Origin of the sequence: Pontibacter lucknowensis, from assembly GCF_900156415.1 — a bacterium.
Classification (GTDB): Bacteria; Bacteroidota; Bacteroidia; order Cytophagales; family Hymenobacteraceae; genus Pontibacter; species Pontibacter lucknowensis.
In genome coordinates, this window is sequence record NZ_FTNM01000002.1 from 412,362 (window position 1) to 438,375 (window position 26,014).

General features: G+C 50.0%; 21 protein-coding genes and 1 tRNA gene. 15 read left to right on the forward strand and 7 right to left on the reverse strand.

All coding sequences use genetic code 11. The features are described 5' to 3' along the window. Positions 1–44: 44 nt before the first annotated feature. Positions 45–1,646 carry a hypothetical protein gene (locus BW972_RS07950; protein WP_076421713.1) on the reverse strand — a complete coding sequence of 534 codons (1,602 nt, stop codon included), beginning with the start codon at positions 1,644–1,646 and terminating at the stop codon, positions 45–47. A gap of 47 nt (positions 1,647–1,693) precedes the next feature. Further along, positions 1,694–3,343, reverse strand: coding sequence for a glucose-6-phosphate isomerase (pgi, locus tag BW972_RS07955; RefSeq protein WP_076421714.1), 1,650 nt, complete (start codon positions 3,341–3,343; stop codon positions 1,694–1,696). 226 nt (positions 3,344–3,569) lie between these two features. Here pgi and BW972_RS07960 point away from each other — a divergent pair, with 226 nt between their 5' ends. The 5 genes from BW972_RS07960 (at position 3,570) to BW972_RS07980 (ending at position 8,859) form a co-directional block, all read left to right on the forward strand. Then, positions 3,570–3,755, forward strand: a complete 186-nt coding sequence (locus tag BW972_RS07960; protein ID WP_007656394.1) for a hypothetical protein — start codon at positions 3,570–3,572, stop codon at positions 3,753–3,755. A gap of 109 nt (positions 3,756–3,864) precedes the next feature. After that, positions 3,865–4,611 (forward strand): HAD family hydrolase, encoded by a 747-nt coding sequence (locus BW972_RS07965; protein WP_007656396.1) that lies wholly within the window; start codon positions 3,865–3,867, stop codon positions 4,609–4,611. A 31-nt stretch (positions 4,612–4,642) separates the two neighbouring features. Beyond that, a complete protein-coding gene (gene otsB / locus BW972_RS07970) occupies positions 4,643–5,464 on the forward strand; it encodes a trehalose-phosphatase (RefSeq protein WP_076421715.1) in 822 nt (273 codons plus the stop codon). Continuing rightward, positions 5,457–7,859, forward strand: coding sequence for a glycoside hydrolase family 65 protein (locus BW972_RS07975; RefSeq protein ID WP_076421716.1), 2,403 nt, complete (start codon positions 5,457–5,459; stop codon positions 7,857–7,859). The genes otsB and BW972_RS07975 overlap by 8 nt, the downstream gene beginning before the upstream one ends. A gap of 61 nt (positions 7,860–7,920) precedes the next feature. Beyond that, on the forward strand, positions 7,921–8,859 hold the full coding sequence (locus BW972_RS07980; RefSeq protein ID WP_076421717.1) for a 1-phosphofructokinase family hexose kinase: 939 nt from the start codon (positions 7,921–7,923) through the stop codon (positions 8,857–8,859). A gap of 56 nt (positions 8,860–8,915) precedes the next feature. Here BW972_RS07980 and fbaA read toward each other — a convergent pair whose 3' ends face one another. The 3 genes from fbaA to BW972_RS07995 all read right to left on the reverse strand — a co-directional run bounded on the left by fbaA (position 8,916) and on the right by BW972_RS07995 (position 12,788). Further along, positions 8,916–9,986: a class II fructose-bisphosphate aldolase gene (gene fbaA / locus BW972_RS07985; protein WP_007656399.1), complete on the reverse strand. Its 1,071-nt coding sequence runs from the start codon at positions 9,984–9,986 to the stop codon at positions 8,916–8,918. A 106-nt stretch (positions 9,987–10,092) separates the two neighbouring features. Then, complete coding sequence (locus BW972_RS07990) at positions 10,093–11,502, reverse strand: exonuclease domain-containing protein (RefSeq protein WP_076421718.1); 1,410 nt, start codon at positions 11,500–11,502, stop codon at positions 10,093–10,095. 137 nt (positions 11,503–11,639) lie between these two features. Next, positions 11,640–12,788 carry an AI-2E family transporter gene (locus tag BW972_RS07995; protein ID WP_076421719.1) on the reverse strand — a complete coding sequence of 383 codons (1,149 nt, stop codon included), beginning with the start codon at positions 12,786–12,788 and terminating at the stop codon, positions 11,640–11,642. Positions 12,789–13,134: 346 nt separating this feature from the next. Here BW972_RS07995 and BW972_RS08000 point away from each other — a divergent pair, with 346 nt between their 5' ends. From BW972_RS08000 to BW972_RS08040, 9 genes are all read left to right on the forward strand, one after another. Further along, on the forward strand, positions 13,135–14,997 hold the full coding sequence (locus BW972_RS08000) for a DNA topoisomerase IV subunit B (RefSeq protein WP_076421720.1): 1,863 nt from the start codon (positions 13,135–13,137) through the stop codon (positions 14,995–14,997). Continuing rightward, positions 14,990–17,737 carry a DNA gyrase/topoisomerase IV subunit A gene (locus BW972_RS08005; protein ID WP_076421721.1) on the forward strand — a complete coding sequence of 916 codons (2,748 nt, stop codon included), beginning with the start codon at positions 14,990–14,992 and terminating at the stop codon, positions 17,735–17,737. Before BW972_RS08000 ends, BW972_RS08005 begins: the two co-directional genes overlap by 8 nt. A 61-nt stretch (positions 17,738–17,798) precedes the next feature. Continuing rightward, entirely contained in the window at positions 17,799–18,590 is a 792-nt protein-coding gene (locus tag BW972_RS08010) for a tetratricopeptide repeat protein (RefSeq protein ID WP_076421722.1), read from the forward strand. A gap of 148 nt (positions 18,591–18,738) precedes the next feature. Next, a complete protein-coding gene (locus BW972_RS08015; RefSeq protein ID WP_083674109.1) occupies positions 18,739–19,818 on the forward strand; it encodes a tetratricopeptide repeat protein in 1,080 nt (359 codons plus the stop codon). A 20-nt stretch (positions 19,819–19,838) separates the two neighbouring features. After that, a complete protein-coding gene (gene thrS / locus BW972_RS08020; protein WP_076421724.1) occupies positions 19,839–21,779 on the forward strand; it encodes a threonine--tRNA ligase in 1,941 nt (646 codons plus the stop codon). Between the two features lie 119 nt (positions 21,780–21,898). After that, the gene (gene infC, locus BW972_RS08025; protein ID WP_007656418.1) at positions 21,899–22,423 is read left to right on the forward strand and encodes a translation initiation factor IF-3; all 525 of its coding nucleotides are present in this window, start codon (positions 21,899–21,901) and stop codon (positions 22,421–22,423) included. Between the two features lie 23 nt (positions 22,424–22,446). Continuing rightward, the gene (gene rpmI, locus BW972_RS08030; protein ID WP_007656420.1) at positions 22,447–22,641 is read left to right on the forward strand and encodes a 50S ribosomal protein L35; all 195 of its coding nucleotides are present in this window, start codon (positions 22,447–22,449) and stop codon (positions 22,639–22,641) included. Between the two features lie 97 nt (positions 22,642–22,738). After that, on the forward strand, positions 22,739–23,083 hold the full coding sequence (rplT, locus tag BW972_RS08035) for a 50S ribosomal protein L20 (RefSeq protein WP_007656428.1): 345 nt from the start codon (positions 22,739–22,741) through the stop codon (positions 23,081–23,083). Positions 23,084–23,313: 230 nt separating this feature from the next. Then, positions 23,314–24,588: an alginate export family protein gene (locus BW972_RS08040; protein ID WP_076421725.1), complete on the forward strand. Its 1,275-nt coding sequence runs from the start codon at positions 23,314–23,316 to the stop codon at positions 24,586–24,588. A gap of 59 nt (positions 24,589–24,647) precedes the next feature. Here BW972_RS08040 and BW972_RS08045 read toward each other — a convergent pair whose 3' ends face one another. Both BW972_RS08045 and BW972_RS08050 read right to left on the reverse strand, forming a co-directional pair. Then, positions 24,648–25,133: a DUF4168 domain-containing protein gene (locus BW972_RS08045; RefSeq protein WP_076421726.1), complete on the reverse strand. Its 486-nt coding sequence runs from the start codon at positions 25,131–25,133 to the stop codon at positions 24,648–24,650. A 230-nt stretch (positions 25,134–25,363) separates the two neighbouring features. Continuing rightward, a tRNA-Met gene (locus tag BW972_RS08050) sits at positions 25,364–25,437 on the reverse strand. Positions 25,438–25,572: 135 nt separating this feature from the next. On the opposite strand from BW972_RS08050, the gene BW972_RS08055 reads away from it, so the two are divergent. Then, the gene (locus BW972_RS08055; protein ID WP_007656432.1) at positions 25,573–25,974 is read left to right on the forward strand and encodes an START-like domain-containing protein; all 402 of its coding nucleotides are present in this window, start codon (positions 25,573–25,575) and stop codon (positions 25,972–25,974) included. The last annotated feature ends 40 nt before the right edge of the window (positions 25,975–26,014 follow it).

The window sequence follows — 26,014 nt, forward strand, 5'->3', positions numbered from 1 at the left end:
TAGGTCTATACCTCTAAACTCTCAAACTCCTCAACTCCTAAACTTCAGTTGCCTTCCCGGTCGTATGCGTGCACTCTCACATCGCGGGTGGTGCGGTCTTTAGCCTCAGTGCCGAATTCGATTTCGTTGCCGCGTTCGGTGTCGTAGATGTGGGTCATTTTACGCCAACCTTTTACAGACGATCTGTCCGTGATTTCATCTTCTCCTAGTCCCCCATATACATCTACCAGTATACCTTCTGCTACGTCGCCTTCCAACAGGAATTCATCATCTCCGCTAAGACCGTGCAGCGTGATCTTTTCAGTCTCTTTTCTGAAGAAAATGCGTTGGTACAGCACCTTCTCAGGTATACCGTTTTGGGTAGGACGAATTAAGATGACTTCAGTGCGATCATCGTCCAGTCGTTTAACTATAAATTTATCGCGCTGGTCGGTACCGGCGATGGTCACATGCCTGGCCAGGATTCCGTACATTTCTTCGGCTACCTCCAGTAATTGGTTGCGCCGGTTTTTCAGGCTCTGGATAGAGCTTTCTCCCCTGAGGGCGAAAATGGGGGGAGGCAGGTTTCTGACTGCTTTTTCGATGGTTTGATCTGTGAGCCTGCGCTTTAAATCCTCTGCTATTGCCACCCAATCCGTGCGGGTAAGTTCATGCAGCAGGCGCTCGTCTATAAACTGAGCATTGATCATCAGGGCTTTCACATCTTTGATTTTGGGTCCGAAGGAGTTGAACTTGCGGGCCATCAGTTTGCTGGTGGCGATGAAAGGTATAATCCCGTCGTTCATTTTCAGGAATACCTGATCCCGGTCTTTGGGAATGGGTTTATACCTGATATCCTTTGGTCCTTCCTGATAAGCCGCCCAATCCCATTGTCCCTTGTGGCGGTCCCAGTCACCGACCAGCACATCCAGCAGTCGGGCGCGGGCAAAGGCCTTCTGGTCGAAGTGGTGTGTGTTGGTTTCATAGCGGTTGCGCAGGGCATCATCTGAGCCTTCAAAACCTGCTACGTCTCCGAACATACCCAGCGTGTCGGCTATACCCTCAAACTTCTCTTCGAGCATGAATACCTTACCCTGCACCGCCCCGGCATGTTCTCCAAACAAAGTATCGTTGGTAGGTACATAGTAGAGGGTTGGAGAGGTATGGTAGATCCCGGCGGCTTTGGCTAAGTCAGGTATGATCAGGGCACCATAGGGAGTGGCAGAGGAGGTTTGATCGCGCAGTATATTGGTGACAAAGGTGGGACGCCAGAATTTGGCCAGCACCAGCACCGGGTCTTTGTCGATGGAGCGGAAAGCGTAGATGCGACCGAGGCTGTCCTGAAGGTGAAAGCTGCTGGTCTGGTAGCCGCCCCCTTTTTTAATGACCTCCATCCCGCCGTTAACGCGTGACAGATCGAACACGGGAAGTTTTACAGGAGTAGTCCAGCTGTCGCGATGGTGACGGCCCCAGAAGAGGCGATGCAGCCAGCCGCGTTCGTAATGGCGACCAGCCACGACCCATACGCTGTCAGTGCCAGCCGGGGGCAGATCATGCTCTCCCGGCTGCACCAAAGCGTCTTGCTGGTAAAAATCATTGTCGGCGCAACTGCTCAATAATAGAGTGAGAAGCAGCAGAAGCGCCGTTTTAAGGTATAGGTGCTGCATAAAGTATAGATACCATACTTAAACGCAGCACCGTTACAAGGTTTTCGCTATTTTCGTTTTTGTATGTAGTAGCCGATCAGACCGGCGGTGGAGCTGTCGTGCTCAGCCTCCTTGTTGCCCAGTATTTCCTCTTCAATCGTACCAGCCAGTTGCTTGCCCAGTTCCACACCCCACTGATCGAAGCTGTACAAGTTCCAGATCACCCCCTGCACAAAGGTCTTGTGCTCGTACATGGCAATCAGGCTGCCTAGGGCATGTGGCGTGAGCAGGTCGAACATAATGGAAGTAGAAGGTTTGTTACCTTCGAATACCTTATGCGATACCAGCTGCTCCAGCTCTTCACCGGCCATCCCTTTCTTTTCCAGCTCAGCCCGCACCTCTTCTTCGGTTTTACCTTTCATGAGGGCCTCCGTCTGGGCGAAGAAGTTAGAAAGCAGCATGGGGTGGTGCTCACCGATCGGGTTGTGGCTGTTCACCGGAGCCAGGAAATCAGAAGGTATAAGCACTGTGCCCTGGTGGATAAGCTGGAAGAAAGAGTGCTGCCCGTTGGTACCGGCCGCTCCCCAGATCACCGGCTGCGTCTGGAAGTTCACAAACTCGCCGTTGCGCATAGCCGTCTTGCCGTTGCTTTCCATCTGCAGTTGCTGCAGGTACTCCGGCAACAGGCGCAGGTACTGGTCGTAAGGCAGCACGGCATGCGACTGCGCCTCAAAGAAGTTGGTGTACCAGATGCTCAACAGGGCCATCAGCACCGGTATGTTCTGGCGCATCAGCGTATTTTTCAGGTGCTTGTCCATGGCCTCGGCGCCACGGAGCAGTTCCTCAAACCGGTCATATCCCAGGGCGCAGGCTACTGACAAACCAATGGCTGACCAAAGCGAGAAACGGCCGCCCACCCAATCCCAGAAGCGGAAGGTATTTTCAGGTGCAATTCCGAACTTAGAAACCGCCTCCGTGTTGGTAGAAAGGGCCACAAAGTGCTTACTCACATGCGCCTCGTCCTTGGCAGTTTCCAAAAACCAACTGCGGGCCGTGTGGGCATTGGCAATGGTTTCTTTTGTCGTAAACGTTTTGGAAGCGATGATAAAAAGCGTCGTCTCCGGATCAACTTTGCGCAGCACTTCTGCGGCGTCGGTGCCGTCCACATTGGAGATAAAGTGCACCTCGATATCAGGCTTCTGGTACTTCTTCAGCGCCTCTGTCACCATCTGCGGACCCAAGTGAGAACCGCCTATACCTATGTTCACTACATGCCTCACTTTTTTGCCCGTAAAGCCCGTCCACTCGCCGCTATGCAGGCGGTCGCAGAAGTCCTTCATCTGGCGCTGCACATCCCGCACTTCCTCCAGCACATTTTCACCTTCTACCAGCAGCTCCTGATCCGTGAAATTGCGCAGGGCGGTATGCAGCACAGCGCGTCCTTCTGTGGCGTTGATCCTCTCGCCGCGCAGCATGCTCTCGATGGCGGCAGGAACCTTCGTTTCCTCGGCCAGTTGGATCAGCAGATCCAATGTCTCTTCGGTGATGCGGTTTTTGGAGAAGTCGTACAGTGTGCCGTCCACTTCAAAGGAAAACTTTTCGAAGCGCTGCGGATCAGCTTTAAACAGATCGCGCAGGTGCTGATCTTTTAGCTGGGCGAAGTGATCTTCCAGTTTTTTCCAGGCATCGGTCGTGGTCGGGTTGTCGGTGTGTAGCATGTTTTATTTTGTATGATGGTTACGGCTGAAACTACTCTGAAAGCTCCTGCAAGGTTGTTTGAATGAGCAGGATTTAAGGCTTAAAGATACAGTATTTTGGAAGCCGGGCTCGCAATCGGCATCATTTAACTTGTAGCTGCGTAGGTTTAAGATTGAAAAGTCTGATGCGAGGCTTTACAGTTTACGCACCAGGTTTATCTGAATTACACATTTTAACTTACAGATTATGAAAGAGGAAAAGGATCAACCCACTGATAAAAATTCTCCTAAAGCAAAGATACTGCGCGAGGATGACGGGAAAAGGACACCGCCTACCCATGCGAAATATGTAACCGGCGGACAGCATCTCTCAACCCGGCCGGAGCAGGGCCCTGACGTACCACCACATGAGCGCACAGAAGGTATTCCGTAGGGATAAATAATCCGCTTGAACTGAATGACTTCAGCTTGCAGTTGAGCCATTCAGTTCGGGCAGCTTATCACTTCCCTGGTATTCTTTCTTTTAAACTAACCAACGAACTATGAGTACCCTCCAGCAATTACTTCAGGACAAAAATATAAAAGCGCTGATTTTGGATCTCGATGGTGTCATTACACAAACAGCCCGGGTACATGCCCAGGCCTGGAAACGGATGTTTGATTCGTACCTGAAACAAAGAGGCGAGAAAGAAGGAAAGCGCTACGAACCACTCGATATTGAAACCGACTACAGGGAACACATTGATGGCATCCCGCGCTACGATGGGGTGCGCAATTTTCTGACCTCCCGCGGTATTACTTTGCCGGAGGGCACACCAGAAGACGAAGAAGGCGATGAGACGATTGGAGGACTCGGGAATCTGAAAAACATGTACTTTCAGGAATTGCTGAAGCAGGAAGGCGTGGATGTATACGAAGACACCATTGCCTGGCTGAAGCGACAGAAGCAACACGGCATGCGGACGGCTGTGATATCGGCGAGTAAAAACTGTGTGGATGTGCTGCATGCCGCAGGTATAGAGCGGCTTTTTGAAGAGCATGTGGATGGACTGCAGTCTGCTGAACTGGGACTGAAAGGCAAACCGGCGCCCGACATCTTTTTAGAGGCAGCCCGCCGGCTAGGTATAGCGCCCGGGGAGGCGGCTGTGTTTGAAGACGCACGCAAAGGCGTAAAGGCTGGCAAAGCCGGTGGTTTTGCGCTGGTGGTAGGGATAGACCGTCACCACGATGCTGAAGGCCTGCAGGCAAATGGCGCTGATATTGTCATCAAAGAATTTCCCAAGGTATAAACCGCTTTTTCGATATCCCTAATCCAACACTATGATACAGAAACGTGAGGCCCTCGAAATTCCTTCGGCCCTCAACCAACTGAATGAACTCAAAGCACAGTTTCAGGGCAAAACGCCCGCTATCTTCCTTGACTACGACGGCTGTCTGACACCCATTGTGCAGCGCCCTGAAATGGCTGTGTTGACCGACGACATGCGGCTGGCCCTGCAGGAGTTGGCTACTGTCACGAAGGTGGCCGTGGTGAGCGGCCGCGACCGGCAGAATGTGGCCGAACTCGTGCAGCTTGACAACTTGTACTATGCCGGCTCGCACGGTTTTGATATAACTGGTCCGGGAGGTATGGCCTCGGAGCCGGGAGGTGCCAAAGCCGCCCTGTCCGCTCTTGACAAAGCAGACACCATGCTTCAGGAAAAGCTCAGACAAGTGGAAGGAAGCCAGGTCGAACGCAAGCGCTACGCCATTGCGGTGCACTACCGAAACGTGGCCGACGATCAGGTAGAGACGGTGCGAAAAGCTGTGGATGAGGTGCTCGACTCCATGCCGGAGCTGAAGATTGGCTTAGGGAAAAAGATTTATGAGCTCAAACCAAATATTGACTGGCATAAAGGTAAGGCGGTAATGTGGCTGATGGAAGAACTGGGCCTGAGCAAGGGCAACTATATCCCGCTCTACATTGGCGACGATATAACCGACGAGGATGCTTTCGTTGAGCTGCAGGGACAAGGTATAGGGATACTGGTAGGTGAGCATGATGACAAGACGGCTGCTACCTACCGCCTGGAAAGTGTGGACGAAGTGCGTGTTTTTCTGGAAGACCTGACAGACACCATCAAAAAGATAAACCATGGCTGACTGGAGCATCATTTATGATAAGTGGGTTCCCAAAGAGCAAACCCTGCGCGAAGCACTCTGCACCTTAGGCAATGGCTACATTGCTACCCGTGGCGCATTCGAAGAAGCCCGTGCCGAAACAGACATTTATTATCCCGGTACCTACCTGGCCGGTGGCTATAACAGACTTACCTCCGAAGTGGCCGGCAAGGAGATCGAAAACGAAGATCTCGTGAACTGGCCTAACTGGCTTCCGGTTTCCTTCCGGCAGTCCGGTGAAGAGTGGTTTCATATGAGTAATGTGGAGGTGCTGGATTTCAAACAGGAGCTGGACATGAAACACGGCACACTTTGTCGCACAGTGTATTTCCGCGATAGCAAAGGCCGTGAGTCCAAACTGAATACCCGCCGCATCGTCAGCATGGCCAACCCACACCTAGCGGCGCTGGAGTGGCAAATGACACCCATTAACTGGTCGGGAGAAGTGGAGTTGCGTGCCGCCCTGGACGGACGGGTGATCAACAGCGGCGTAGCCCGCTATCGCGCACTCGCTAGTCAGCACCTGGAAACCTTGGATCAGGGGCAGTATGATGAAGAATGTATGTACCTGGTGGTGCAGACAGTGCAGTCTAAAACGCGTATGGCGCAGGTAGCCCGCACGCGGGTATACCTGAACGGCGACGCCAGCGGAATTATGCCTCAGACCAGAATCGAGCAGGGTTATGTGGAGCATCAGTTTAAGCTGCAGGCTACCGAAGGCCAGCCGCTTCGCCTCGAAAAGAGCGTGCTTCTCTATACCTCACGCGACTGGGCCACCTCCGAACCTTTGCTGGATGCCTGTGTCAACATCACAAGGCAAGGGAACTTCGAGAAAGCACTGGAAGTACACAAGCGGGCATGGCAGCGGCTCTGGAACCGCTGCGACCTCGACACGGCCTGCAACAAGAAGGTGCAATCAGTTTTGCGGCTGCACGTGTTTCATCTGCTGCAAACTGTTTCCGGCCATACCGTTGACCTCGACGTAGGCGTGCCTGCCCGTGGCTGGCACGGGGAAGCCTACAGAGGACACATTTTCTGGGACGAACTGTTTATTTTTCCTTTCCTCAACCTGCACCTGCCCGCCATTACGAGGGAGCTGCTCATGTACCGCTACCGCCGCCTGAACGAAGCCCGAAGCGCTGCGAAAGAATCAGGTTACAAAGGGGCGATGTTTCCGTGGCAAAGCGGCAGTAATGGCCGTGAGGAAAGCCAGGTCATTCACCTAAACCCTCAATCCGGGCGGTGGTTGCCGGACAACACTTACCTGCAGCGGCACATCAGTTCGGCAGTGGCATACAATGTTTGGAATTACTACCAGGCTACCGAAGACATGGATTTCCTCAGCTATCACGGCGCTGAGCTGCTACTGGACATCGCCCAGTTCTGGTCTACCATCGCCACACTGAATAAAGATACCGGGCGCTACGAAATCCTGCATGTGGTGGGGCCTGACGAATACCATACCGAGTATCCTGATTCAGACGAAATTGGCCTCAACAACAACGCCTATACCAATGTACTGGCTGTGTGGGTGATTCAGAAGGCGCTGCAACTGAAGGATGTGATCGATGACTCCCGCTTTGAAGAGCTGCTCACCAAGCTGCACCTCACCCCGGATGATCTGACACGCTGGGAGGAGATCAGCAGGCGGATGTATGTTCCTTTTCTGGAAGACACGAAGATCATCGCGCAGTTTGATGGCTACGATCAGCTGCAGGAGTTCGACTGGGACACATACAAAGCCAAACACGGTGAGGCCATGCGACTCGATCGCATTCTGGAGAGTGAAGGTGACAACGTGAATAAGTATAAGGCCAGCAAACAGGCAGACGTGCTGATGCTTTTCTATCTGTTTTCGTCTGAGGAGCTGCTTTCTATCTTCAAGCAACTCGACTACGACTTCAAGCCAGAGAGCATACCTGATAACATCGCCTACTACGAACAGCGCACCTCTCACGGATCCACTTTAAGCAAGATCGTGCATGCCTGGGTGCTGGCCCGTTCAGACCGCAAGCGTTCCTGGGCTAATTTTGAAATGGCTCTGATGAGCGACCTGGAGGATATACAGGGTGGCACCACGGCCGAAGGCATACACCTGGGTGCCATGGCAGGTACGGTAGACTTAGTGCAACGCGCCTATACCGGCCTCGAGATCCGCGATGATGTGCTGTGGCTGAACCCGGTGCTTCCTGATGAGATGCCCTGCCTCAACCTGCAGCTGCGCTATCGGGGACATTGGCTGCAACTGAATATTACCACCAGGAAAATGATTATCACGTTTGACAAAGGCTGGTCCAAAGAAGTAAAAATAGGGGTCCAGGGCGAAATCTATACCTTCCGGACAGGTGATCAAAAGGAATTTGATATTCAACGCTAAAGTCAATTAAGGCTTGGGTTGTACCTATACCTGCCTCGGAACCTATTATACCTGAAGAAGCATGCATAAAATTCTAACCATCACGATCAATCCTGCCTTAGACAAAAGCACCCATGTGAAGCGGGTGCTGCCTGAGAAGAAGCTCCGCTGCGACGAACCAGTTTACGAGCCGGGGGGAGGTGGCATCAATGTTTCGCGCGCTATCCGTAAACTGGGTGGAAGCTCCTGCGCCTGGTTGCTCTCCGGAGGACCTGCTGGTGAAAAGCTCTGTGACCTGCTAAAGGAAGAAGGTGTGGAATATTGGTCTGGCCAAACCAAAAGCTGGACCCGTGAGAACCTGATGGTCATGGAGGATAGCACCGGCGATCAGTTTCGTTTCGGCATGCCCGGTCCCTACATTGAGGAGTCGGAGTGGCAGCAGGTGCTGGATAAACTGGAGAAGTTGGAGCAGGTACCCGAGTATGTGGTGGCCAGTGGCAGTCTTCCTCCAGGTGTGCCCGATGACTTTTACCTCCGGATGGCGGTGATCGCGCATGAGCGCAATTTCAAGTTGATCGTGGATACTTCGGGTGAGGCTTTAGTGAAGGCGGCAGGAGAGGGGCTATACCTGATTAAACCAAACCTGGGTGAGTTGGCGAAACTGGCCGGAAAAGACCACATATCAGCAATGGAGCAGGAAGAGTTCGCCATGCAGGTGCTTAACGAGGGCAAGTGTAAGGTGCTGGTGGTGTCGCTCGGCCCTCGCGGTGCCATGCTGGCGTCCAAAGAATCAGGTATACACTATGTGGTACCGCCTACCGTAAAGCAACAGAGCGCCGTCGGTGCAGGTGATAGCATGGTCGCTGGCATCGTGATGAGTTTGCTCAGGGGCTGTCCGCTGGAGGAAGTGGTACGTTACGGAGTAGCCGCCGGCACCGCCGCGACCATGACGCCAGGATCTGAACTTTGTCGCAAAGAGGATACCGAGGAGATTTACCAGTGGTTAATGGAGCATAAGTAGTAAATAAAAAAGGGTGAAGCTCTCGCCTCACCCTTTCTATTTATAATTCATACTGATTAAGCATTGCGATTCACACAATTCAAATCTTCAAACGCCTCTTTCAGTCTGGCGATGAAGTTCTCCTCGCCTTTGCGCAGCCATACGCGTGGGTCGTAATACTTCTTGTTTGGAGAGTCAGCACCATCCGGATTGCCGAGCTGGCCTTGCAGGTAGTCCTTTTTCGACTCGTAGTAGTTTTTCACACCATCCCAAAAAGCCCACTGCATGTCGGTGTCTATGTTCATTTTGATAGCACCATAACCGATCGCTTCCGTGATCTTGGCTTTCTCAGAACCTGAACCACCGTGAAATACGAAGTTCACTGGATTATCGCCTGTACCGAATCTCTCTTTGATGAAGTCCTGTGAGTTTTTCAGGATCTCAGGGCGCAGCTCTACGTTACCCGGCTTGTACACGCCGTGCACGTTGCCGAATGCTGCCGCGATCGTGAAGCGGTCGCTTACCTTTTTCAGTTCTTCGTAGGCATAAGCCACCTCGTCAGGCTGGGTATAGAGACGGGAGCTGTCCACGCCGGTGTTGTCCACGCCGTCTTCCTCGCCGCCGGTCACGCCGAGTTCGATCTCTACGGTCATTCCGATCCTGTTCATGCGCTTGAGGTAGCTGGCGCAGGTCTCGATGTTTTCTTTGATCTCTTCTTCAGACAGGTCGAGCATGTGAGAGCTGTAAAGCGGCTTGCCGTGCTGCTCGTAGTATTTCTCACCGGCGTCTAACAGACCGTCGATCCAGGGAAGCAGTTTCTTAGCAGCATGGTCAGTGTGCAGCACTACAGGTACGCCGTAGGCTTCGGCCATCAGGTGCACGTGCTGGGCACCGGAAACAGCGCCTGCAATGGCGGCTTTCTGATTGTCGTTCTCAAGGCCTTTGCCTGCAAAGAATGTGGCGCCACCGTGCGAGAACTGAATGATAACAGGTGAATTAAGCGACTTGGCTGTTTCCAGCACAGCGTTGATAGAGTTGGTGCCAATCACGTTAACGGCTGGCAGTGCAAAGTTATTCTCATTGGCATACTTGAACAGCTCTGTAACTTCATCGCCGAACAAAACCCCTGATCTGAAACGTTTTTCCATGAATGTTTAAGTTTTATTTCGATTTGAAATTAAACATAAATTAGTTCTAAACCGAAAATAGATGGCAGGAGCTTCAGAAAAGCAGGTATATACCTGGCAGAAGGGCTTAATCAAACACGAGCACCTTGTCTTTGTTCTTGCCGCGCATGTGTCCGCGTATGATCTGCTGTATGTCCTTGTTGTCGTTATAGCGCTGGATTTCTGACTTAAAGTCTTCCAATGAGTTAGCTGAGAAATACTCGTCCACAAAGCCAAAGCCAAGGTAGGTACCGTGCTCCACCACAACAATAGACTTTTCCCCTAATTCACGACCCTTGCCTACAATCACAAAGCTGTTGTGCTCATAGGTAAACGATTCGATGGCAGCGTCTACACGGGCGTTATACTCCTCAGGTGTTTCCACACCAATACAAGCGCCTTTGCAGATGTGTACCTGATAGTCAAAGCAGGCGCCCGGCGTTTTATACAGATCGCACAGCTTCTGGCACAGGTTATACTTCGACACCTTATGGAATAGAAAACCTTTGGCCTTGAATTGATTCGATAGCGCAATGATGGGTGTCATGTTCACATCATCAGCTTTGTTGATACTACCAAAAGTCAAACGCTTATAGCCGTTTTCGTCTTCGTAAGCAAAGATGCCGGTATTGAATACACTGCGCCGTTGCTGCCGGTTGTAGTGTGGCTTCATGCGCTTGATCTCTGCTGACTCAAACAACAACGCCACCAGTTCGTTGCCCATCAGTTCGTAAGTAATATCAGCGATCTGGTTTTTGAACTCAATGGACTTTCGGCTCTTATAATCGATGTTGAAGTGCTGGATAATGCGCTTCTTGATGTTGATGCTCTTGCCTACATAGATCACTTCACCCGCTTCATTGTAAAAGTAGTACACGCCCGGCACCGTTGGCAATGCATCCACTTGCTCTTTACTGATAGCTGGAGGAAGGAGAGAAGCCTTGATTTCGTTCTTGAGCTGCTCGGCCGGGTCCGCCACGTGGTGGGTACCGTCGATAACCGGACGATTGATCTTGATCAGTTTGTCGAACAACTTGGCCGTAGCTTCGGCATCGCCAATGGCTCGGTGACGCATTTGCAGCGGAATGTCAATGCTCTTGCAAAGCTTACCCAAAGAGTAGGAAGGCAAGCCAGGTATAAGCGAACGGCTCAGGCGCACGGTACAAAGCGTCTTGCGCTGAAAGGTAAAGCCCAGATCGGCAAACTCTTTTTTGATAAAGGAATAGTCGAAGCGCACATTGTGAGCCACGAACACCATTCCCTCTGTGAATTGCACGATCTCCTTGGCCACCTCGTAGAACTTCGGTGCGTCCTGCACCATGTCGTCGGTGATGCCGGTGAGTTGGGAGATATAGTAAGGTATAGGCCGCTGCGGATTGATCAGGGTGCTATACTTGTCAACGATCTCTTTGCCATCATGTATGAAAATGGCAATCTCTGTGATTCTGTCCTGGGTGGGTTGGCTACCCGTCGTCTCAATGTCGATGATGGCGTACAAGCTGATTCTTTTTTATGGCTTTTTGAAGCAGCCTCCGGTCTGTTCCAGAGGGTTATCCTGTAAACCAATATTCTTAGCAATACGTTTCAATTCGCGCTTGTGCCATACCTTGTGCAAATAGTTTTAGCAAAGACCCGCTATTGCTCGACTTCCTGATCATCCTCGTAGCGCTCTTTTTTCGCTTTCTCCCGCAGCTTGTCAAACATCTTCCGGAACCGCCCTGACTTCTTCTCCTTCACTTCATCTATATCAGCCAGCAAAAAGCCAAAAGGACGCAGTGGCTCATAGGCGTCGAAAAGCACTTTCAGAATGGCGATCATCGGTATGGAGATGATCATACCCGCCGCTCCCCAGATCTCACCGCCAATGAGCAAGGCCACGATCGCAGCGAAGGGGTTGATACTCACCTTTGAACCAACGACATAGGGTGTAATGAAGTTACCTTCCAGAAACTGCACAAACATAAACACCAGCACCACCAGTACTGCGTCAATCAGGCGGCCCGTGGTTGCCAGTGTGAACAGTGCCGGGAGCATGGCCCCGATCAGGATACCGATGTAAGGTATGATGGTCAGGATAGAGGCAAACACACCGAAGAAAATCGCATACTTTACCCCCAGCAAGAGCAAACCTGCGGAGTTGAGCAAAGCCACAATCACGATCACGATCATCAGACCTGAGATATAGCTCTGGGCCACCACCTGTATGTTGTCGATGGTGTGGTTCAAACTACCGCGCCGTTCCTTGGAAACAAACTTGTACATGAACTGCTCAAGGTGGTTGCGGTAGTAAAGAAAACAGAATACGAAAATTGGTACGATGGTGATGACGGTGAGCGCTCCTGTGGTCAGAGAGATCGTGCTGCCAACAAATGTAGTAGACATCTCCCGTAGTCCGCCTACCATGTTTCGGAACAACTCACTTTTGTTGGCCGGCTGTATGCCAAAATTATGGTAGAGGTAGTCCTGCACTTTCATAAGCAGGGCGTCAAAGTTTTTGCCGATTGTGTCCAGTTCTGACGTCAGACTCATCACCTGCATGGAAAGAAACCAAACCACAAGTCCGAGTACGATCACCACCATCACAATGCTACAGAGAATAGCCAGCGCCCTTGGGATACGAAATTTTTCGAGGTCGCGGGTGAGGGGCAGCAGGAGCAGGGCAAACAGAAGTGCAAATACCAGCGGCATAAGGATTGCCTTGAAAGTCTGCAAAACCCAGATCGCCAGAAAGAATCCCAGTAAGATCATCACATACTTGACATACTGGGGTAATTTAATTTCCATAGGGTGTGTTTGTGTAAGGGTATACTGGCTGTTTAGTCACATGCAATTAAGCAAATGTTGTGCTCAAGTATAGTTAAATCTAAATATTTTTATGCTAATAAAATTAGCCAAATAAAACCTGGTGATTTCTTCTTATTTTGTGAACTGTAAGCTCCGTGGAATGGTTGTATAGATTAGTTGACAGATCCGATAATATTGGCTATATTTGCTGACTAAAAATATTAGCAATATCTTCTTTTGAAAGATGAATCGATCGGGCGCCGGAACTATTTGTAGCGTCTGATTTCTTTTATTTTTCTATATTTCCGAGTGATTCCACTAAATCAAATACACTTACGCTTACAGAATGGCAGAGTTAGAGCATAATTACAACGAAGACAGCATTCGCTCGCTGGAGCCCCGCGAACACATCAGGCTACGCCCCGGTATGTACATCGGCAAGCTGGGAGACGGATCTTCGGCCGATGATGGTATTTACATTTTGGTGAAAGAGGTGATCGACAACTCCATCGACGAACACGTGATGGGTTTCGGCAAAACCATCGACATCAAAATATCGGACCACAAGGTGCAGGTGCGCGACTATGGCCGCGGTATTCCGCTGGGTAAGGTGATTGACTGTGTGAGCAAGATCAATACCGGTGGTAAGTACGACAGCAAGGCTTTCCAGAAGTCGGTAGGTTTGAACGGTGTGGGTACCAAGGCGGTAAACGCCCTTTCGAGCCACTTTCGCATTCAGTCTGTACGCGACGGGCAGATGAAAGCCGCAGAGTTTGAGCGTGGTGTTTTAACGAACGATCTTCCGCTGGAAGCTACATCGCAGCGAAACGGTACGCTTACTGTCTTTACACCAGACGATACCATTTTCAAGAACTATCAGTTCAACCCGGATTACCTGGAGAACCAGATCTGGAACTATGTATACCTGAACGCTGGTCTGACGATCAACTTCAATGGTAAGAAATTTTACTCCGAGAACGGCCTGTTGGACCTGTTGCGAAACAAAGCCGACGAGGAGAGCATGCGCTATCCGATTATTCACCTGAAAGGCAATGATATTGAGCTGGCGATAACACATGGTAACGACTACGGTGAGGAGTACTACTCTTTCGTGAACGGTCAGTACACCACGATGGGCGGTACGCACTTGGCGGCCTTCCGTGAGGCGATCGTGAAGACGGTGCGTGACTTCTATAAGAAAGACTACGATGCGGCTGACATCCGTGGCTCGATTGTAGGTGCTATTTCGCTGCGTGTACAGGAGCCGGTGTTTGAATCACAGACCAAGACCAAATTGGGTTCCATTGAAATGGGACCTGATGGTCCAGCCGTGCGTGCCTACATAAACGAGTTTGTAAAAGAGGCACTGGACAACTATCTGCACAAGAATCAGACGACGGCTGAGGCGCTTAAAAAGCGCATCGAGCAAAGTGAACGGGAACGCAAGGACATGGCGGGCGTGAAAAAGCTGGCCAACCAGCGTGCCAAGAAAGCCAACCTGCACAACCGCAAGCTGCGCGATTGCCGCCTGCACTTCAACGAAGACAAGCACGAGAACTCACTTCTATCCACGCTGTTCATCACAGAGGGTGACTCGGCGAGTGGTTCCATCACAAAATCGCGCAACGTGGACACCGAGGCGGTGTTCAGTTTACGCGGTAAGCCGCTGAACTGCTTCGGTCTGAAGAAGAAAGTAGTGTACGAAAACGAGGAGTTTAACCTGTTGCAGCACGCCCTGAATATTGAAGAAGGCCTGGAAGGCTTGCGTTACAACCGCGTGGTAATCGCAACGGATGCCGACGTGGATGGGATGCACATCCGACTGCTGCTGCTCACTTTCTTCCTGCAGTTCTTCCCGGATCTGGTGAAGAACGGCCACGTGTACATTCTGGAGACACCTCTGTTCCGGGTACGCAATAAGAAGGAGACGATCTACTGCTATAACGAAAACGAAAAACAGGCTGCGATTGAGAAACTAGGAAAGCGTCCTGAGATCACCCGTTTCAAGGGTCTTGGCGAGATCTCACCAGACGAGTTTGGGAAGTTCATTGGCGACAACATCAAGCTGAAGCCGGTGTTCCTGCAGAAAGACACGACTATCCAGAAAATGCTGAGCTACTACATGGGCAAAAACACGCCGGAGCGCCAGACATTTATTATTGAGAACCTGAAGATTGAGAAAGACATAGTTGAGGAAGTATATGCATAACGACGAACTAAACAACGAAGGTATAGAAAGAGAAGAAGAGCTAGAGGTTGCATTTACAGACGGTGACGAAGAAGTGATCCATAACGTGACACCGGTATCCGGGCTGTACGAAAACTGGTTTCTCGACTATGCTTCTTATGTAATATTAGAGCGTGCAGTTCCTGCCATCGAGGACGGTCTTAAGCCGGTGCAACGCCGTATCCTGCATGCGATGAAGGAAATGGACGATGGTCGCTTCAACAAAGTGGCCAACGTGATCGGTCAGACTATGCAGTACCACCCGCACGGCGATGCTTCTATCGGCGATGCCATGGTGAATCTGGGTCAGAAGGATCTTCTGATTGAGACTCAGGGTAACTGGGGTGATGTACGTACGGGTGACAGCGCTGCTGCGCCGCGTTACATCGAGGCCCGCTTGTCGAAGTTTGCCTTGGATGTGGTGTTCAATCCGCAAACCACACTATGGCAGCTGAGCTACGACGGCCGTAAAAACGAGCCGGTAACGCTGCCGGTGAAATTCCCACTTTTGCTTGCGCAGGGTGTGGAAGGTATAGCCGTTGGTCTTTCGACTAAGATCATGCCGCACAACTTCAAAGAGCTGATCAAAGGTTCGATTGATGTGCTGAAAGGCCGTAAGACGACTTTGCTGCCTGACTTCCCGAACGGGGGTATGGTCGACGTGACGAACTATAACTCAGGTATGCGTGGCGGCAGAATCCGGGTGCGTGCTACTATCGAGAAGGTAGACAAGACCATGCTGATCATCCGGGACGTGCCTTATGGTATTACCACCACAGGCCTGATGGAGTCGATCGTAAAGGCGAGTGAGAACAATAAGATCAAAATCAAAAAGGTAGTCGACAACACGGCTGCCGATGTGGAGATACAGGTACAGCTGCCGCCTGGCGTTTCGCCTGACCTGACCATGGATGCGCTCTATGCCTTCACGGACTGTGAGGTGTCCATCTCACCAAATACCTGTGTGATCATCGACGACAAACCGCACTTCCTGAGTGTGGATGAGCTGTTGCGTATTTCTACGTTCAAAACTGTGGACTTGCTCAAGCGAGAGCTCGAGATCCGCAAGGGTGAACTGGAAGACAAGTGGCACTATTCGTCGCTGGAGAAGATTTTCATCGAGAATCGCATTTACCGTGACATTGAGGAATGCGAAACCTGGGAAGCCGTGCTCGAGGCGATTGATAAGGGCTTGGATCCGTTCAAGAAGCTGCTGCGTCGTGAAGTTACGCAAGATGATATCATTCGCCTGACTGAGATTAAGATCAAGCGCATTTCCAAATACGACTCTTTCAAAGCCGATGAATACATTAAAAAGCTGGAAGAGGAGATGGCTGAGGTGGACGATAACCTGGCCAACCTGATCCGTTACGCGATTGCTTATTTTGAGGGCTTACTGAAGAAATACGGGCAGGGACGTGACCGCAAGACACAGGTGAAGACCTTCGATGTGATTACTGCACAGAAAGTTGCGATCGCTAACCAGAAGCTTTACATGAATGCCAAAGACGGCTTCATCGGTACCGGTCTGCGCAAAGACGAGTTCGTATGCGACTGCTCAGACATGGACGATATCATTGTGTTCCGTAAGGATGGTAAGTTCACCGTGACCAAAGTTGCTGAGAAAACCTTTGTAGGCAAGGACATCATCATGGCCGGCGTTTATAATAAGAACGACGAGCACATGGTCTACAACATGATCTATGTGGACGGCAAGACCGGCGTATCCTTCGCCAAGCGTTTCTCTGTGAAGTCGATCACCCGTGACAAGGAGTACGACCTGACGAAGGGTAACAAGAACTCCAAAGTGCATTATCTCACCGCTAACCCGAATTCAGAGTCGGAGGTGGTGAATATTACCCTTGCTCCGCAAGCTTCTGCTCGCATTAAGCAGTTCGACTATGACTTTGCCGAACTGATGATAAAAGGCAAAGGATCAAACGGTAATATCGTGACGAAGTATCCGGTTAAGAAGGTGGTGCAGAAGAGTCTGGGCGAGTCGACTTTGGGTGGGCGCGAGATCTTCTACGATGAAGTGATCGGCCGTCTGAACACCGAAGGCCGCGGCCGTTACCTGGGTTCGTTCAACACCGACGATACGATCCTGGTGATTTACGAAGACGGTACTTACGAGCAGACCACATTCGATCTGGCCAACCACTATACCGTAGAGAAGATCAAGGTGCTGCAGAAGTTCGATCCGGAGTTGGTTGTTTCCGCTATTTATTATGAAGGCGAGAACAAAACTTACTATGTGAAGCGATTCAAGATTGAGACTTCCACTGTAGGTAAGAAGTTCAGCTTTATACCTGAAACCAAAAACTCCAGGCTGGAGGCTGTATCTACACATTCACTTCCGATGGCCACTATTAGCTTCAAACGTTCGCTCCGAGGCGAGAAGGAAACGGAGAAACTGCTGCTGAGTGAATTCATTGATGTGAAGGGTTGGAAAGCCATGGGTAACAAATTGAGCTACTTTAAGATCTTCGATGTGAAAGTGCCGAAACAGGAGGAAGTGGAGCAGGAAGAAAAGCCTAAAACTAAGAAAGTTACCACGAAGCGAGAGCCCGTAACACTGCCTTCCGAACTGAAGGAATTGGCAGAGGAGGCAGCCAAAGTGAGTGGGGCTCAACTTGATGCGCTCGAAACCGTAGAAGAACTTACAGAAGACGGCAGTGCAAGGGAGGCTTTGAAGAAAAAGAAACAGCTGGATTTGTTCTAAATTAAATCCTTTTTTGCATAAGTCGTTTTAAAGCAATATATTAGGTTGCTTATTACAGATTATGCGAATACTTTTCAAAGTTATATCCATTTTATTCATCATGCTCGGTTTCCTGATAACTCCTCTGGAGGTACTGGGAGATTCCGGGCATGATGTGCTTTTAAAAAAGGCCTATGAACTGAAGGAGCAGTACAAGGAAACAGAGGCACTGGCGGTATATGAGCAGATATTAGCTGCTGATGAGTTAAATTATGAAGCCCTGTGCCAGGCCAGCCTGCTACACAATTTGATGGGTCACCGTTTTACAGATGACAGCCGCAAACTGAATCACTTCAGCACTGCAAAGTCTTATGCCCAGCGCGCCTATCAGGTGGACTCCATGGATGCCCGATCAAATTATGCCATGGCACTTTCGTTGGCCTCATTGGCAACAATCTCAGGACCGAAACAGCGACTGGCTACTTTCAGCCAGTTAAAACCCTACCTGGATGGAGCTCTGGCGGCAGATTTCAGACATGCAGATGCCTGGCACTTGCTGGGACGCTGGTATTTCAAAATGGCGAACCTCAATTTTGCCGAGATCACAGCTTACAAAGTGATGCTGGGGGGTATGGCAGATAAGCCTGCTACCAACAAGGATGCTATATACGCTATGGAGATGGCCATTCTGCACAACCCGAATAACCTGCGCTATTACTTTGATTTGGCCAACATTTATCAGGAGATGAAAAATAAAGAAGCCTGTGTCTATACGCTGCAGCGTGCCATGGCCCAGAACCTTGACTTGCAAACGAAGGAGGAGCTGGAGTTGAGCAGGCGCTGTAAAATTATGCTGCAGGAGTATCAGAAGTAACATGATAGCATTGCAACGCAAAGGGCCTGCTTCCGGATGGTGGCAGGCCCTTTGCGTTGCTTGAAAACTATAAGGCAGGCGAATTGTCGGTATTTAAGCAAATTATCTATAATTTAGCGCCATTCAAGCTAGTAAGAAAAGACAGCACATGATGTCTCGTTGGGTCTTAAGTTGGGTAGTGTTGGGGATGTTGACTCTTTCCGGTTGCGGCAAAGAAGAAGGTACCCGGGAGCAGATGGTAGACCTGGAGGCTGTGGCTGTGGAGGACCCGGCCAAACAGCTGGTAAGCCTCAGCGAAGCGATCGACCGGTCAAAGCGCGATGGCAGTTTGTACGCACGCAGAGCCATGGTGCTGCTGCGGCAGGGGGAACTGGATAGAGCCTTAAGTGATGTAAACGAGGCCATTAAGCTGTCGAAGGAGCCTGCTAACTTTTTCGTGAAAGCGCAGGTGCTATACCTGATGGGGCGTCACGAAGAAGCCCTGCCACTGGCGCTACAGGCAGAGCGTAACTCGTATGAAAGTTCATCACTTTACGTGCTCTTAACAGAGCTATACCTTGACAGAGGGGCGTATACAAAGGCTTCTCATTTCGCGCGACAGGCGCTTGAGTTGTCACCTGACGATCCGCATGCAATCTACTTCAAGGGTAGAGTGCTGGAAGTGACCGGTGATACAGCTGTTGCCATCAGGCATTACCAGCAGGCCTTGGAGCTGAAGCCAGACTTTGCGGAGACGCACCGATCACTGGCAGGGCTATACCTGGCGCAGCAGGACCTGGCACAGGCCAAAACGCATACGCAACAGGGTTTGCGCCAGTCACCGGAGGATCCACAACTGTGGTATTACAAAGGAATGCTACAGCTGCAGTCGGCACGAAAGGACAGCGCCCTGGCTAGTTTTGAAAAAGTGCTGTCTTTAGCAGACACGATGCAGGCAGCCCATTTTCAGGTGGCGCTACTGCAGCATGGCATAGGAGCCTACGAGCTGGCCTTGCAACACCTGGAGAGTGCTCCAAGGTATAGCAATGTGCTCAAGTACCTGTCTGTGCGGGCAAGTAGCCTGGAACGGATAGGAGAGAACCTGGCAGCACTGCGAACTTACGAACGCATGCTGGCGATTGAGCCGAAACATACGTATGCGCAGCAGAGCGTTGCCAGGTTAAGATACAGATTGGAAAGACCCAGACCCCAGCTCGACAGTATGGCTGTCAGGCAGCGGGGCTTTTAACACGATACTAAGAAGAAAACATGATCAACATCACTTTGCCAGACGGCTCTGTACGCCAGTATCAGAAAGGTGTAACTGGCCTCGAGATCGCCAGCAGCATTAGCGAGGGCCTTGCCCGCAATGTTTTGGCCGTAAAGGTGAACGATTCCGTTTGGGATCTGTCTCGCCCCATTGAAGAAGATGCCAACGTGCAGCTGCTCACCTGGAACGACGATCTGGGCAAAAATACGTTCTGGCACTCTTCCGCCCACTTGTTGGCCGAAGCACTGGAAGAGCTATACCCAGGTATAAAATTCGGTATAGGTCCTCCTGTTGAGAACGGCTTTTACTATGACGTGGACCTGGGCGAGGGCAGAACCTTCTCGCAGGATGACTTCGCCAAAGTAGAGCAGAAAATGCTGGAACTGGCACGCGCCAAAAATGAATACAAGCGTGAAGAAGTATCAAAAGCCGACGCCATTAAGTATTTCACTGAAAAAGGTGACCAGTACAAGCTCGATTTGATCAAGGACCTGGAAGATGGTTCGATCACTTTTTACACCCAAGGCAAGTTCGTAGACCTTTGCCGCGGACCGCATATTCCGAACACTGGTTTCATCAAAGCGGCTAAGCTGATGAACGTAGCCGGTGCTTATTGGAGAGGCGATGAGAAAAGCAAGCAGCTGACTCGTATCTATGGTGTCACTTTTCCGAAGCAGAAAGAGCTGACAGAGTACCTGGAGCGCCTGGAGGAAGCCAAGAAGCGTGATCACCGTAAATTGGGTAAGGAGCTGGAGCTGTTCGCTTTCTCTGAAAAAGTAGGTATGGGCTTGCCGCTGTGGTTGCCGAAAGGTACTCTGCTGCGTGAGCGCCTCGAGCAGTTCATGCGTAAGGCACAGGTGAAAGCCGGTTACCAGCCGGTTGTTACCCCGCATATTGGTAGCAAAGAGCTGTACATTACTTCCGGTCACTACGAGAAGTATGGAGCCGACTCGTTCCAGCCGATCAAGACCCCGAATGAAGGGGAGGAGTTCTTCCTGAAGCCAATGAACTGTCCGCACCACTGTGAGATCTACAAGACACGTCCGCGCTCTTATAAGGAGTTGCCGGTACGTCTGGCAGAGTTCGGTACGGTATACCGTTACGAGCAAAGCGGCGAGCTGCACGGCCTAACCCGTGTTCGTGGCTTTACACAGGACGATGCGCACATCTTCTGCCGTCCGGACCAAGTGAAGGATGAGTTCAAAAAAGTAATTGACCTGGTGTTATACGTGTTCAATGCCCTTGGTTTTGAAGACTATACTGCTCAGATATCATTGCGTGATCCCGAGAACAAACAGAAGTATATAGGTGGTGACGAGGCTTGGGAAAAGGCAGAGAGCGCGATCATAGAGGCTGCTGAGGAGAAAGGGTTGCGCACTGTAACCGAACTGGGAGAGGCTGCGTTTTACGGACCAAAGCTCGACTTTATGGTACGCGACGCCTTGGGCCGCAAGTGGCAGCTTGGAACTATTCAGGTAGATTATCAGTTACCGGAACGCTTCCAATTGGAATACATTGGTGCTGATAACCAGAAACATCGCCCTGTTATGATCCACCGTGCGCCTTTCGGTTCATTGGAGCGTTTCGTGGCCGTTCTGATCGAGCACTGCGGTGGTAACTTCCCGCTGTGGCTGAGCCCGGAGCAGTTTGCCATCCTGCCTATATCTGAAAAGTACCAGGACTTCGCACAGCAGGTATATGACCGACTGCAGCAGGAAGATATCCGTGGCTTCGTAGACAACCGCGACGAGAAGATCGGGCGTAAGATCCGTGACGCAGAAGTGAGCAAAGTGCCTTATATGCTGATCGTTGGTGAGAAAGAGCAGGAAAACGGAGCAGTCTCTGTTCGCAGGCACGGAGAAGGTGATCTTGGCACAATGACAGTGGAGGAGTTCATATCTAGCTTTCAGTCAAAAGTTGCTGAGATGCTGAACAATTAAAGAAAGATATTTTTTTCTTGATATAAAAAGTGCGATATTCGCACCCTGATTGTAGAAACTAAATTTAAGGAGGTAAAACTATAGCTACGCCAAACAAGCGCTACATCCCACGCGGAAAAGTGGAAGAGCCATACAAAGTCAATGATAAAATAACTGCCAGAGAGGTCCGGTTAGTTGGTGACAATGTAGAGCAGGGGGTATTCTCGACCAGAGATGCTCAGAAAATAGCGAATGAGCAGAATCTTGACCTGGTTGAGATTTCGCCAACTGCTAATCCACCGGTATGCCGAATCATCGACTACTCGAAATTCAAGTACGAGCAGAAGAAGAAAACCCGTGAGATGAAAGCGAAGGCTCAGAAAGTTGTCATCAAGGAGATCCGTTTCGGTCCCAACACAGATGACCACGACTTTGAGTTCAAGCTGAAGCACGCCAAGTCCTTCCTTGAAAGCGGTTTCAAGATCAAGTCTTATGTACACTTCGTCGGTCGTACGATTGTGTTTAAGGAAAGAGGCGAGATCCTGTTGCTGAAGTTCGCACAGGCGCTTGAGGACATTGCCAAGGTGGAGCAGCTGCCTAAACTGGAAGGAAAGAGAATGTTTTTGATTCTTTCTCCGAAAGTGGCACCTCCTGCTAAAAAGTAATTTGTTACATTAATTATATACACATGCCAAAAGTTAAAACAAAATCTGGTGCAAAGAAGCGTTTTTCTTTGACAGGTACTGGCAAGATTAAGCGTAAGCACGCTTATAAAAGCCACATCCTGACCAAGAAGACGACTAAGCAGAAGCGTAACTTGACACACACTGGCCTTGTAAGCTCAGCTGACATGGACAGAGTGAAGCTGATGCTTCAAATCTAATTCCCCGGAGTTAGAACGGTTAATTATTTAGTACGAACCCGGTATCTGGTCTTTTGAAGATTAAAATTTAATCACCAGCCGCCAAAACTTTTTAGAAATGCCTAGATCGGTAAACGTTGTCGCAGCGCGACACAGAAGAAAAAAAATGATGAAAATGGCCAAAGGTTACTTTGGCCGTCGCAAGAATGTCTGGACAGTTGCGAAAAACGCAATTGAAAAAGGTTTGCTTTATGCTTACCGCGACAGAAAAGCGAAAAAGAGAGATTTCCGCGCCCTTTGGATCCAGCGTATCAACGCAGGTGCACGTGAGCATGGCATGTCTTACTCTCAGCTAATGGGCGCTTTGAAAAAGGCGAACATCGACCTGAACCGCAAAGTACTTGCTGACCTGGCGATGAACCATCCGGAAGCTTTCAAGAGCATCGTTGACAAAGTAAAGTAATTTACTTTAGATATATTACAAAAGAGGGCCTGGCGCAAGTCAGGCCCTCTTTGCGTTTATACCTGTCTGCAAACTAACCAAAGTCATCTTTGTGTATGACTGCTGTCATCGCGCATGGGTAGGAAGTTGCGCTACTTCGCATTGTTGCGGTCAAACACAAATGATCAGGTAATTTATAATAGCCTGGCGTACGTTGGCCCGTTTACACCACCTTCCAAAACGATGCGGACATGGAAAAAAGTTTTACCCGAAAACTGCTGCTGTTAGCGGCTTTTATATGGCTGCCCCTGGAAACAGCCTGGGCCCAGCTATACCTGACACCACAGGTGAGGCCAAGAGCTGAGTGGCGCAATGGCTACCAAAGCTTGCCTGATGGTCAGAATGGTGCCTTTTTTGTAAACCAGCGCTCCCGGCTCACACTTGATTACAAGCAAGACAAGGTGCAGATGAAATTTAGTTTACAGGACGTCAGGGTATGGGGCGATGAGCTACACCTGAAAGACGTGCCTTCCATGGCCATGCACGAGGCCTGGGGAGAATTTGCATTGTCAGATAAGTTCGCAGTCAGGCTAGGCCGGCAGGAATTCGTTTACAACAACGATCGCCTGCTTGGCAATGTGGATTGGGTACAGCAGGCTCGAAGTCATGATGGGGTGCTGCTCAAAGCAAGGTGGCAGGGGATAAGCCTTGATGCAGGCGGTGTTTTTAACCAGGAGAGAGAAGCGCTATTTGATACCCATTACAGTATGAACAACTACAAAGTACTCGGCTTCCTGTGGGCACAGAAACAGCTGAATGACCAACTATCGGTATCAGTCATGCATATTAGCGACGGCTTTCAGCGACCTGATACTGTAGGCGGTGTTTACTTCCGGCATACCTACGGCCTGGACCTGAACTACCAGCAGGAACGTGCGCAGTTCAACGGTGCCCTGTACAGACAGTCAGGCGAGCATAGCAGTGGCAAGCGGATCTCAGCCTACCTGGCGGTGGCAGAAGCATCCTATTCCTTCCAGCCTTTGCGCTTCACAATTGGCACAACTTATCTGTCCGGTATGACAGGGCATGACAGCAAAGTGCGTTCCTTCAACACGCTGTATGCTACCAACCATAAGTTCTATGGCTTCATGGATTACTTTATCAATGTTCCGGCAGACACACGACAGGGCGGATTGCATAACAGCTACTTTAAAACCAGCTATACACCAAAGGGTAAGTACAGCCTTTCATTGGACTACCACTATTTTGCACTGGCCAAAAACCTTGGTGCTACAGAAACACTTCCCGGCACCAGCGATCGTTATTTAGGTTCAGAGCTGGATGCTGTGGTCCATTACAAGCACTCTGATCAAATTCAGTTTTTTATTGGGTATAGTACATTGTTTCCGGGCAGCTCCATGGAAGCGATAAAGCCAGGCAGTGCTGCTGCCTATGCCGATTGGGGGTGGGTGATGGTCAATATCCAGCCGCGTATCCTGCTGAAGTCGTTTGAGAAAGATAGATAAGTTATAAAAAAGGCCCTTGCCAAAATCTGGTAAGGGCCTTTCGTTTGCTGGTGTCAGCTCTATTTCGCCATTAGTTCGTGCACTTTTGCCTTCACGGCTTCGTCCTGCTGGTAGGCTGTCACGATCTCTCTGTATTTGTCTTCTGTAATGCCTTCTTCTTCAAGAGCCTTTTTTACATTTTCTTTTACAGTAGGCTGAATCTCAATTATCTGTTTTGCGGCTTTGTCAAAAGCAGCCAGTTGCTCCGGGCTTGCACCTGTCTCTGCCAGCTTCTGCTCACGCTGTGCCTGCGCAAATTTGTTAAACTGCTCTACATCCATGCCCGCTTCTTCTATAATGTTGAGCATGTTCTGCTGCCCTTCCTTCTGGATAGCCGTCACCTTTGCGTTTGCCTGTAAAAACTTTTTGAGTTCCTCTTCAGAGAATCTGTCCTGCTGAAGCTGTTCCTGCTGGGTTACTTCATCTGCCTGCTGTGCTGATGCGGATTGAGCGTACCCAAGGGCGAAGAGAACGAGAACACCTGACAAAATCTTTTTCATTTTCATGATCGGTTGTTTTAAGGGATTAGGTTAAAAAAGAGTCACAAAAGGCTTCTGGCAGGTCGACTGCAGGAGCCCATAAATTTTAAGATAGTAAAAACAGGAGCTAGTGCCAAAAGAAAAAGAAATCTCTTCTGAGAGGTCAACACAATTGCCAGATTATGCAAAATGCAGGAGGGATGAGGTGTGCAGGCAAGAAGGCATAAAAAAAGCCCCAGACATAGTCTGGAGCTTTGTAGCGGGGAGCAGAATCGAACTGCCGACCTCAGGGTTATGAATCCTGCGCTCTAACCATCTGAGCTACCCCGCCGAATTGTGGTGCAAATATAAGAGGTAAGTTTTTAAAAAAGCAACAATTGATGCACAAAAAAATATTTTATTTTCTGTATATTTAGCAAATCAGAAATTAATACTATACTTACTCAGTCACTTACAATACCAGACAATGAAAGCTACAAAGACGAAATTTGTGCATGAGTACCCAATAAATGCATCTGCCCGCTTGCTATACCCGTACCTGAGCACTCCAAGTGGCCTGGCCCAGTGGTTTTCTGACGATGTTTCGGTAAACGAAGACAAGGTGTTTAACTTTTTCTGGGATGGTCGCAATCACTATGCTGAGATGACAAACCATCGTACGAATCGCTCTGTGCGCTTCTTGTTTCTCAACGACGACAAATCACACGCTTCGGATCCATCTTATATCGACTTTTCAATCGAAACAAGTGAACTGACGCAGGAGCAGTATCTGAAGGTAGTGGACTACTCGGAGGAAAATGATGAAGAAGAGCTGGAAGAGCTATGGGAGCACTTGCTGCAGAAACTTCGTGAAATAGTGGGAGGGTAGCACATCTTAGCTTCAAAGGCTTATCTTTGCACGATTTTTG

Excerpts from the sequence above, each read along its gene's own strand:
- BW972_RS07965 (WP_007656396.1), top strand. The coding sequence starts at position 3,865 with ATGAGTACCCTCCAGCAATTACTTCAGGACAAAAATATAAAAGCGCTG.
- BW972_RS07960 (WP_007656394.1), top strand. The coding sequence starts at position 3,570 with ATGAAAGAGGAAAAGGATCAACCCACTGATAAAAATTCTCCTAAAGCA.
- BW972_RS07995 (WP_076421719.1), bottom strand. The coding sequence starts at position 12,788 with ATGGAAATTAAATTACCCCAGTATGTCAAGTATGTGATGATCTTACTG.
- BW972_RS08000 (WP_076421720.1), top strand. The coding sequence starts at position 13,135 with ATGGCAGAGTTAGAGCATAATTACAACGAAGACAGCATTCGCTCGCTG.
- pgi (WP_076421714.1), bottom strand. The coding sequence starts at position 3,343 with ATGCTACACACCGACAACCCGACCACGACCGATGCCTGGAAAAAACTG.
- BW972_RS08045 (WP_076421726.1), bottom strand. The coding sequence starts at position 25,133 with ATGAAAATGAAAAAGATTTTGTCAGGTGTTCTCGTTCTCTTCGCCCTT.
- rpmI (WP_007656420.1), top strand. The coding sequence starts at position 22,447 with ATGCCAAAAGTTAAAACAAAATCTGGTGCAAAGAAGCGTTTTTCTTTG.
- fbaA (WP_007656399.1), bottom strand. The coding sequence starts at position 9,986 with ATGGAAAAACGTTTCAGATCAGGGGTTTTGTTCGGCGATGAAGTTACA.
- BW972_RS08015 (WP_083674109.1), top strand. The coding sequence starts at position 18,739 with ATGATGTCTCGTTGGGTCTTAAGTTGGGTAGTGTTGGGGATGTTGACT.
- BW972_RS07975 (WP_076421716.1), top strand. The coding sequence starts at position 5,457 with ATGGCTGACTGGAGCATCATTTATGATAAGTGGGTTCCCAAAGAGCAA.
- BW972_RS07950 (WP_076421713.1), bottom strand. The coding sequence starts at position 1,646 with ATGCAGCACCTATACCTTAAAACGGCGCTTCTGCTGCTTCTCACTCTA.
- BW972_RS08055 (WP_007656432.1), top strand. The coding sequence starts at position 25,573 with ATGAAAGCTACAAAGACGAAATTTGTGCATGAGTACCCAATAAATGCA.
- BW972_RS07980 (WP_076421717.1), top strand. The coding sequence starts at position 7,921 with ATGCATAAAATTCTAACCATCACGATCAATCCTGCCTTAGACAAAAGC.
- BW972_RS08005 (WP_076421721.1), top strand. The coding sequence starts at position 14,990 with ATGCATAACGACGAACTAAACAACGAAGGTATAGAAAGAGAAGAAGAG.
- thrS (WP_076421724.1), top strand. The coding sequence starts at position 19,839 with ATGATCAACATCACTTTGCCAGACGGCTCTGTACGCCAGTATCAGAAA.
- BW972_RS08010 (WP_076421722.1), top strand. The coding sequence starts at position 17,799 with ATGCGAATACTTTTCAAAGTTATATCCATTTTATTCATCATGCTCGGT.
- BW972_RS08040 (WP_076421725.1), top strand. The coding sequence starts at position 23,314 with ATGGAAAAAAGTTTTACCCGAAAACTGCTGCTGTTAGCGGCTTTTATA.
- otsB (WP_076421715.1), top strand. The coding sequence starts at position 4,643 with ATGATACAGAAACGTGAGGCCCTCGAAATTCCTTCGGCCCTCAACCAA.
- rplT (WP_007656428.1), top strand. The coding sequence starts at position 22,739 with ATGCCTAGATCGGTAAACGTTGTCGCAGCGCGACACAGAAGAAAAAAA.